Annotated in this window: 10 protein-coding genes; 4 read left to right on the top strand and 6 right to left on the bottom strand. The window is 61.7% G+C overall.

Going from position 1 to position 8,900, the window contains the following annotated elements:
• Window positions 1-170: 170 nt before the first annotated feature.
• The 6 genes from codA to BI292_RS06880 form a co-directional block, all read right to left on the bottom strand.
• A complete protein-coding gene (codA, locus tag BI292_RS06905; RefSeq protein ID WP_101207426.1) occupies window positions 171-1,415 on the bottom strand; it encodes a cytosine deaminase in 1,245 nt (414 codons plus the stop codon).
• Between the two features lie 13 nt (window positions 1,416-1,428).
• A complete protein-coding gene (gene codB / locus BI292_RS06900; protein WP_092279800.1) occupies window positions 1,429-2,700 on the bottom strand; it encodes a cytosine permease in 1,272 nt (423 codons plus the stop codon).
• Window positions 2,701-2,882: 182 nt separating this feature from the next.
• The gene (locus tag BI292_RS06895; RefSeq protein ID WP_101207425.1) at window positions 2,883-3,713 is read right to left on the bottom strand and encodes an alpha/beta fold hydrolase; all 831 of its coding nucleotides are present in this window, start codon (window positions 3,711-3,713) and stop codon (window positions 2,883-2,885) included.
• Window positions 3,714-3,974: 261 nt separating this feature from the next.
• Complete coding sequence (locus tag BI292_RS06890; RefSeq protein ID WP_092279804.1) at window positions 3,975-4,424, bottom strand: GNAT family N-acetyltransferase; 450 nt, start codon at window positions 4,422-4,424, stop codon at window positions 3,975-3,977.
• A 111-nt stretch (window positions 4,425-4,535) separates the two neighbouring features.
• Window positions 4,536-4,892 (bottom strand): 6-carboxytetrahydropterin synthase QueD, encoded by a 357-nt coding sequence (queD, locus tag BI292_RS06885; protein WP_003179697.1) that lies wholly within the window; start codon window positions 4,890-4,892, stop codon window positions 4,536-4,538.
• Window positions 4,893-4,966: 74 nt separating this feature from the next.
• Window positions 4,967-6,046, bottom strand: coding sequence for a hypothetical protein (locus BI292_RS06880; protein ID WP_101207424.1), 1,080 nt, complete (start codon window positions 6,044-6,046; stop codon window positions 4,967-4,969).
• 225 nt (window positions 6,047-6,271) lie between these two features.
• Here BI292_RS06880 and BI292_RS06875 point away from each other — a divergent pair, with 225 nt between their 5' ends.
• The 4 genes from BI292_RS06875 to BI292_RS06860 are packed head-to-tail and all read left to right on the top strand — an operon-like array spanning window position 6,272 to window position 8,867.
• Window positions 6,272-6,580, top strand: a complete 309-nt coding sequence (locus BI292_RS06875) for a PepSY domain-containing protein (protein WP_101207423.1) — start codon at window positions 6,272-6,274, stop codon at window positions 6,578-6,580.
• Window positions 6,580-6,885 carry a PepSY domain-containing protein gene (locus BI292_RS06870; protein WP_092279810.1) on the top strand — a complete coding sequence of 102 codons (306 nt, stop codon included), beginning with the start codon at window positions 6,580-6,582 and terminating at the stop codon, window positions 6,883-6,885. The genes BI292_RS06875 and BI292_RS06870 overlap by 1 nt, the downstream gene beginning before the upstream one ends.
• A gap of 3 nt (window positions 6,886-6,888) precedes the next feature.
• Window positions 6,889-7,557, top strand: coding sequence for a response regulator transcription factor (locus BI292_RS06865; RefSeq protein ID WP_101207422.1), 669 nt, complete (start codon window positions 6,889-6,891; stop codon window positions 7,555-7,557).
• Window positions 7,554-8,867: a sensor histidine kinase gene (locus tag BI292_RS06860; RefSeq protein ID WP_101207421.1), complete on the top strand. Its 1,314-nt coding sequence runs from the start codon at window positions 7,554-7,556 to the stop codon at window positions 8,865-8,867. The genes BI292_RS06865 and BI292_RS06860 overlap by 4 nt, the downstream gene beginning before the upstream one ends.
• The last annotated feature ends 33 nt before the right edge of the window (window positions 8,868-8,900 follow it).

Genomic DNA, 8,900 nt, shown 5'->3' with positions numbered 1-8,900 from the left:
GCGGTGAATTGAGTCGGGTGAGGTTGTTTGGTACGGCGCGGTTGATCGGGTGATTGGGAGATTGATTTCGCGGGCAAGCCTCGCTCCTACAGGGGGGGTGTGGTGAACACATAAATCCGCTGTAGGAGCGAGGCTTGCCCGCGAAGGCGTCCTCCCATTTCAACTCACATTCAAAACTGCTGCGGCCATTCCACGCTCGGCATCTGCCGTTTCATCAAAACCTCACCCCCGCGAATCGAGTACAGCGGCAGACCCTGGCTACGAATCACCTCGTAATCGCTGTCCGCTGACAGGATCAGCAGGTTCGCCGGGCGCCCGCGCTCCAGTCCATAACGGTCGCCCAGCGCCATGGTTTTTGCGCTGTTGTCGGTCACCAGGTCCAGCGCGCTTTGCAGGTTGCGGTAACCGAGCATGTGGCAAATGTGCAGGCCCGCTTCAAGCACACGCAGGATGTTGCCGTTGCCCAGTGGATACCATGGATCGACGATCGAATCCTGGCCGAAACACACGTTCATCCCGGCTTCGAGCAGCTCGTTGACGCGGGTGACGCCACGGCGTTTCGGGAAGTTGTCGAAGCGGCCTTGCAGGTGAATGCTTTCGGTCGGGCAGGAGACAAAATTGATTCCCGAATGCCCGAGCAAACGGAACAGCTTGGCGCAGTAGGCATTGTCGTAGGAGCCCATCGCCGTGGTGTGGCTGGCGGTGACGCGCGCGCCCATGTCACGGCTGCGTGCTTCTTCGGCCAGCACCTCGAGGAAGCGCGAATGCGGGTCGTCGGTTTCATCGCAATGCACGTCGACCAGGCAACCGGTGCGTTCGGCCAGGTCCATCAGGAACTTGATCGAACTGACGCCTTGATCGCGGGTGTATTCGAAGTGCGGAATGCCGCCGATCACGTCGGCGCCCATGCGAATCGCTTCTTCCATCAGCTCGCGCCCGTTGCGGTACGACTCGATGCCTTCCTGCGGGAACGCGACGATTTGCAGGTCGATCAGGTGTCGACTTTCCTCGCGCACTTCGAGCATGGCTTTGAGCGCAGTGAGGCTCGAATCAGTGACATCGACGTGCGTACGCACATGCTGGATGCCGTGGGCGGCGAGGGTCTGGATGGTCTTTTTGGCGCGGGTCTTGGTGTCTTCGAGGGTGATCGTCGCTTTGCGCTCGCCCCAGCATTCGATGCCTTCGAACAGCGTGCCGCTCATGTTCCAGCGCGGCTCGCCGGCGGTCAGCGTGGCGTCGAGGTGAATGTGCGGCTCGACGAAGGGCGGCACCACCAGGTTGCCGCCGGCGTCGAGGTCACCGGGGCCGAGGGTCGGGGCTTCGGTCTGGCGGGCGATGCTTCCGATCAGGCCGTTTTCCAGGTGCAGTTCATGCAGGCCTTCTTGGTTGCGCAGGCGGGCGTTGATGATGTGCATCAGGCGAATCCTTTTATAGATCTTGTAGTGGTGCGACGGCGGTGCGGACACCCAGCACGCCGGTCAATAACACATACGTTAGCGCGGCAGCGGCAATGCCTACCAGCGGCGCGACCCACGGCGAGCTGAACGCGGCGATGGTGCCGACGGCGTAGGCACTCAGTCCGGACCAGTTGAACGCCGGCAGCCGGGCTTCGGCCAGTCGTGGATATTGACCGCGATAACGGAAGAAAAAGTCCGCCATGATCACTCCGCCGATCGGCGGAATCACCGTGCCGAGCAGAATCAGGTACGGCACCAGCATGTCGTACATGCCCAGCAGCGCCAGCAGCGTGCCGATCACCGCGCCGGCCAGGGTCACGGTTTTGCGCCGCCCGGTGCGCAGCAGATTGCAACCGGCGACGGCGAAGTTGTAGATGGTGTTGTCCTGGGTGCTCCAGATATTGAGCAGCAACATGGCCATCGCAGCCATTGCGAAACCTTGCAGCAACAACACTTCGACCACGTCCGGTTGCTGGTAGACGATTGCGCCGTAAGCGCCGATCAACACCATCAGGCCGTTGCCGATGAAGAAGCCGATCAGGCTCGCCAGCACCGCCACCCGTGCCGAACGCGAGAAGCGTGTCCAGTTGGTCGCTTGCGTCGCGCCGCTGACGAAGGTGCCGAACACCAGCGTGATGGCGGTCGACCAATCGAGTGTTCCCGTCGGTATCACCGCGAGCAAACCGTCGAAGCCGCCGACCTTCACCGTGGCAACCCACATCGACAGCATCAGCAGCAACATCATCGCCGGCACTGCGATGTAGGAGAGGATTTCCAGTCCGCGATAACCGACATACGCGGTGGCGCAGAACACCATGCCGAACAGCACCATCAGCCCAAGCACCGTGCCTTCGCTCAGCTCGAAATATTTGCCGAGCACCACCGCCGCGGTGGCGGTGCCCCAGGCGTACCAGCCGATCTGGGTGAAGCCGAGGATCAGATCGCTGAGCTTGCTGCCGACTTCGCCAAAGCAGAAACGCCCCATCAGCACTGAGTTGAGGCCGCTTTTGAAGGCGATGTAACCGAGCGCCGCCGCGTAGATGCCGAGCAGCAGATTGCCGACAACGATCACCGCCATCATCTCGGCAAAACTGAACGCCACGCCGAGCTTGCCGCCGGCAAACATGGTTGCGGTGAAGAAGGTGAAACCCAGCAGCACCATGGCCGTGGAGGCAAGGCCCTTGCGGGCATGCATCGGTACTTCGCTGAGCGGGTAATCGTTGCCGGGATCGTTCTGCGCCATGGGGCATTCCTTGCTGGGATGAGGGACGCGAGAAGGGTTGCAGTGGTCGTGCCAAGGCTGGAGTGATGGGGTTATTTATAGTCCAGGCGCGGGGATTGCCTGGCGTTGCGGGCGAAAGCGGTGCGCAGTGTTGAAACCGCGACACCGTAATGAGGCAGACCCATCACCTGTAGCGAGGGTGACTAAGGATTGCGTGATAACGGCAAAAACCGCAGCAGTGCCGCGACGATCGCTTCCGGTGCATCTTCTTGTAGCAGATGCCCGGCATTGGCAATGGCGTGGAAGCGCGATCCCGGGATCATCCGGTGCAACGCGCGCCCGCGTTCGATCGGGATCCACTGATCATCTTCGCCCCAGAGAATCTGTACCGGGCAGCGAATGCTCGGGTACAGCGGTTCGGCTTCCTGCGTATAGCGCTCGTCCATTTGTGCGATCTGCCGGTAGAACGCCGCTTGGCCCGAATCGCCGAGCCATGGCTGCACGTAGGGCGCCAGTTCCTCGTCAGGGATGTCTCGTTGAATCGCGCCACGGATATAGGCCGGCACAATTGCGCGCTGGATGTAATCCGGCAGGCCGCTGAACGCCGCTTGATGCTGGCGCACATGCTGCACGAACGGCGAACCCCAGGGCGTCAGCGCCACCGGATCGATCAGCGTCAGGCTGCGGTAGTTTTTGCCGTTGAGCAGATGCGTGCGCAGCGCGGTGGCGCCGCCGAAATCGTGAGCGACCACGTCGGGTTGCTGCAGGCCCCAGTGGTCGAGCAGTTGCGCCAGCAGTTCGTTCTGCACGCCGAGGGACACGTCGCCGCTGATTTTCTCGGACTGCCCGTAACCCAGCAGATCGAAGTAATACACCCGATGTGTGGCGATAAAGTGCGGCGCGATGCGGTGCCACACATAGGAAGAAAACGGCGTGCCATGCACAAACACCAACGGCGGCCCGTCACCGCGCATGGCGTAGCGCACGCAATGTCCGTTGAAACGATAAGTCTGAGCCAGCGGCCAGTCAGTCATGAGGATGTCCTCTTGGCATGTTCGAGCGCGAAAGCATAGGACGAAAAGTGCAGGTTTGCCGTTGGGGCTCGGTATGCCCAACACGCTCCCACAATGGATCTCGGGTGGTCATGGGGTTTATGCCAACACGCAGCCCTGTAGGAGCGAGGCTTGCCCGCGAAAGCGCTGGGTCAGTCGACGATGATGTTGCCTGGCACGGCCCCTTCGCGGGCAAGCCTCGCTCCTACATTGGGGCTCGGGTGGGCACGGGGTTTGTGCCCGTTATAGCGACTTGCTCATGTGCACGCGACGCAAACCGTTTTCTTCGACCCGATGGGTTTCCACGAAACCGCGGCGGGCGTATAGCGCGAGGTTTTCGCTCATTGCTTCGTTGGTGTACAGGCGGATCGACGAATATCCCGCCTCCAGCGCATGACGTTCGGCGAAGTCCAGCAACTGCCGGCCGAGGCCTTGGCCCTTGAGCGCCGGGCTCACGGCAACATTGTCCAGCAGCAAATAGTTTTCCGTGTCGATCAACACCACAAAACCGCTGAGGTGCTTCTCATCGGCAAGCACATGCACGCGCCTGGCCAGCACCTGGCTGGCGTAGTCATCGAGCATCGGCGCGGGTTTGCGGCCGATACGTTCAATGTAAGGCGAGTAAGCCGCCTCGACGATGGCCTCGATCTGCGCGATATCCTCAAGCGTAGCGGGACGAATTAGCTGCGACATGACACGGACTCCTTTGGAGCCAAGGATGGGGCCCGACTGTACCGGTCGTGAGCGCGAAACGACAGGCATAAAAAAACCACCGTCGCCGGTGGTTCTTCTCCAACAGCGGGTTCACTCGCCGTGATAAATGCAGCCGCTGGTGCAGGTTTCATGAATGCGGATGGCGCTGAGTTCCGGCAGCAACGGCTTCAATTCATTCCAGATCCACTTGGCCAACACTTCGCTGGTCGGGTTTTCCAGGCCAGGAATGTCGTTCAGGTAATTGTGGTCCAGGCGCTCGTACAGCGGCTTGAAGATCGCTTTGATTTCCGAGAAGTCACGAATCCAGCCAGTGTGCGGATCGAGGTCGCCGCTCAGATGAATCGCGACTTTGAACGAGTGACCGTGCAAGCGGCCGCACTTGTGGCCGTCCGGCACGTGGGGCAAGCGGTGGGCGGACTCGAAGGTAAACTCTTTGAAAATTTCCAAAATGATTCCAGCTCTGTCAGGTGGCGATCGCCGCGGCGATTTGGGCAGGCGGCGAGTTTAACAGCTTGTCCTGACTAAAGGGTCAGCAAGCGCTCGCCAAGTCGACCGCTGGCGGCCAGTTCGAGAAACTCGTCGCCCATGCGCCGGCTCTCATCCATCGCCGCGCGCCAGTATTTCTGCCGGCTCGACGCATCGCCCATGAAGCGCTTGAAGTCGTTGCGGTCCGGCAGTTTGCCGAAGGGCAGGCGCGCCAGATATTCCTTCGACGGCGCCAGCAGCAACACATCCTGCAGGCGCGTGGTGCAGGCGCGGCGCCACGGCAGGGTCTTGTCGAACCAGCCGGGAATCACTCGATCGGTGAAATGCGGATAGAGCACGATGCCGTCGCCGCTGTAGGGCAGGTCGAGGTGATAGTCGAGCAGACCGCCGTCGCGGAAGGTCCCGGCGCCGGCCCCCGGCAGGTCGCGCACGCCCTCCATGACCATCGGAATCGAGCCCGACGCCAGCAGCGCCTGACGCAAGTTGCCGGCATTCAGGGCGACGAAGCGCGACGGAAAGTCGTTCAGCGCATTCACCGGCGGCGCCAGGCGCGGATCGTGAATGATCAGGCGCTCGAAGTGCCGCGCCAGCCGTGCCCGCCCGCGCAGGTTATCGGCAATCACCGACGACAAGCCCAGCCCCAGCCGGCCGCGATGATCATGCGCGAGCAAACCGTGGCTTCTGACCACCATGATGTTCAGTCGGTAATGCGCGTTGTCGAGGATCGTCGCATCGCGGCCATCGAGCAGTTCATCGAGCATGCGCCGCGAGCTCTGACTGATCTGCGCCATGGTCACGCCTTTGTCGAAATTCTGCTCGGTGTACAGGTGACCGAGGCGCCGAATGCCCGCGGCCGCATCCGGCAGGCATGCGCTGGCGAAGCGCCAGGAACCCACCGAGGCACCGATCAGCGAACGCTCGCGCGGCGCCGCCGGCAGCCACTCCCCAAACAGCGCCAGGTCCAGACCCTGAATGCCCAACGCCTTGGGCCCGCCCGCCGCACCGGGGAGGGTGCCGACGTCGGCGGCGTTCAGGCCGTTCTCGCGAATACGCGCAAAGGCTCGCGGGCCGGCCTTGAGCGTCAGGGAAGGGAACTTGATGTGGATGGCGGTCATACCGGTCTCAATGTTTGGCGAACGGGGAATTATAGACAGGTCAACGACGAACTGTAGGAGCCAGGCTTGCCGGCGAAGGCGATTTCGAGGACGCCTTCGCCGGCAAGCCTGGCTCCTACAAGGGCATAGGACACGCCCGAGCAATGATGGCAATTCAGCTTCAGTTAAGTTCGCCCCGCTATGGTGCACTCCTTGCGCAACATCATAATAAACACGGAGACACCCATGAAAACCCTGACTGCCCTGACCCTCGCTGCCATCATCGGCATGACCGCTGGCATCGCCCAGGCTCGCGACCTCGGCCCCGACGAAGCCCTCAGACTGCGCGACGCTGGTACCATTGTGTCTTTCGAGAAGCTCAACGCCACCGCACTGATCAAACATCCCGGTTCGACCATCACCGAAACCGAGCTGGAAGAAGAGTACGGCAAGTACATCTATCAGGTGGAAATGCGCGACCCGCAGGGCGTTGAGTGGGACCTGGAATTGGACGCTGTCAGCGGGCAGGTTCTCAAGGATCATCAGGATACGTAATGAAGCTGTTTTCATTTTCACGCACGGCGTTGGTGCTGCTGACGTTTTGCTCGGTGGTCGTGGCGCGCGACCTGGACCAGGACGAAGCCTTGCGCTTGCGTCAGCAGGGCGTGATCCTGCCGCTCGAGCAATTGCTGCAGCAAGCACTGGACCGTTATCCGGGCTCGAAACTGCTCGAAGCCGAGCTGGAAGAAAAGCACGACGTGTACATTTATGAAGTCGAGTTGCTGACCACCGAAGGCGTGGTCCGCGAGCTGGACATCAAGGCTGCCACTGGCGAACTACTGAAAGACAAGGAAGATTGATCGATGCGCTTGCTTCTGGTGGAAGATCACGTGCCCCTGGCCGACGAATTGATGGCCGGCCTCAACCGCCAGGGTTACGCCGTGGACTGGCTGGCCGATGGTCGCGACGCGGTGTATCAGGGCAGCAGCGAGCCTTACGACCTGATCATCCTCGACCTCGGCTTGCCCGGTGTGCCGGGCCTCGACGTGTTGACGCAGTGGCGCGCCGGCGGGTTGGCGACGCCGGTGCTGATCCTCACCGCGCGCGGTTCGTGGGCCGAGCGTATCGAAGGCCTCAAGGCCGGCGCCGATGATTACCTGACCAAACCGTTTCATCCCGAAGAGTTGCACCTGCGCGTCCAGGCCTTGTTGCGCCGCTCCCACGGCCAGGCCAATCAGCCAACGCTCAAGGCTGCCGGATTGCACCTGGACGAGGGCCGCCAGTGCGTGACCCGCGACGGCGCCGACATCCAACTCACCGCCGCCGAGTTTCGCCTGCTGCGCTATTTCATGCTGCACCCCGAACAAATCCTCTCGAAAAGCCACCTCGCCGAACACCTGTACGATGGCGAAACCGAGCGCGATTCCAACGTGCTCGAAGTCCACGTCAACCACTTGCGGCGCAAGCTCGGGCGCAGCGTGATCGAAACCCGTCGCGGCCAAGGTTACCTGTTCGGCGGGCAAGCGCAGTGAGATCAATTCAGCGCCGCTTGAGCCTGGGGCTGATCAGCGTGATGGTGATCGTCGGCCTGGTGCTGGCGCAAACCAGTTTGTGGTTGTTCGAAATGGGTTTGCAGCGCTACCTCGAGGCCGGTCTGCGCAACGACAGTGAAAACCTGCTGTCGGCGCTGGTGCGCGGGCCGCAAGGGTTGCAGCTGGATGAGCGGCACTTGTCGCCGGCCTATCAGCGACCGTTTTCCGGGCATTACTTCCGCATCGATTTTGCCGACAGTCACTGGCGCTCCCGCTCATTGTGGGACCAGGAACTGCCGCGCCTGGACCACGCCGGGTTGCACAGCAATCTGCAACTCGGTCCCGAAGGCCAGCAATTGCTGGTGCTGCGGTCGGACTATCGACGGCTCGGCCAGTCGATCTCGATCAGCGTCGCGCAAGATTACACGCCGGTGCGCGAGAGTTTCCTGCGCATGCAACAGGTAGGTTTGGGGTTGGGGCTGGCCGGGTTGCTGCTGATTCTGCTGCTGCAACGGATCACCGTGCGCCGCGCCTTGCGGCCGCTGGAAAAGGCCCGCGAACAGATCGCCCAATTGCAGCAAGGCCAGCGCTCGCAACTCGACGATCAAGTGCCGGTGGAACTCGAGCCGCTGGTGGCGCAGATCAACCATTTGCTCGCCCACACCGAAGACAGCCTCAAGCGTTCGCGCAATGCGCTGGGCAATCTTGGCCATGCCTTGAAAACCCCGTTGGCGGTGTTGCTTAGTCTGGCGTCGAGCGAAAAACTTGATGCGCATCCGGAGTTACGCAAGGTCTTTCAGCAGCAGTTGGAGCAGGTGCAGCAGCGGCTCAATCGTGAACTGAATCGTGCACGTTTGTCCGGCGATGCGTTGCCGGGCGTGTTGTTCGATTGTGATGCCGAGCTGCCGGGATTACTGGCAACACTGAACATGATCCACGGTGAACACCTCGACCTGAGCTATCGTGCGCCGGCCGGTTTGCTCTTGCCGTGGGATCGCGAGGACTTGCTCGAATTGCTCGGCAACCTGTTGGACAACGCCTGCAAATGGGCGGACGCCGAAGTACGCCTGAGCGTGGTTGAAAGCGCGCAACAGTTTGAAGTCAGCGTCGAGGATGATGGCCCGGGCATTCCTGAAGATCAGCGGACCCAGGTGTTCAGTCGCGGCACACGGCTGGACGAGCAAACTGACGGCCATGGCCTGGGCCTGGGCATCGTGCGCGACATCGTCGACACCTGGGGCGGGCGGATGCTGTTGCTGGAAAGCGAGTGGGGCGGGCTGAAAGTCGTGATCGAATTGCCCAAGCGTTGATCGCGACCGCTCTGCTGACAACCCCGTGGCGAC

Source organism: Pseudomonas sp. 43NM1, assembly GCF_002836905.1.
GTDB classification, from domain to species: domain Bacteria; phylum Pseudomonadota; class Gammaproteobacteria; order Pseudomonadales; family Pseudomonadaceae; genus Aquipseudomonas; species Aquipseudomonas prosekii.
The sequence above is the reverse complement of the archived record's forward strand: the minus strand, read 5'-3'. Positions and strand labels throughout refer to the sequence as shown.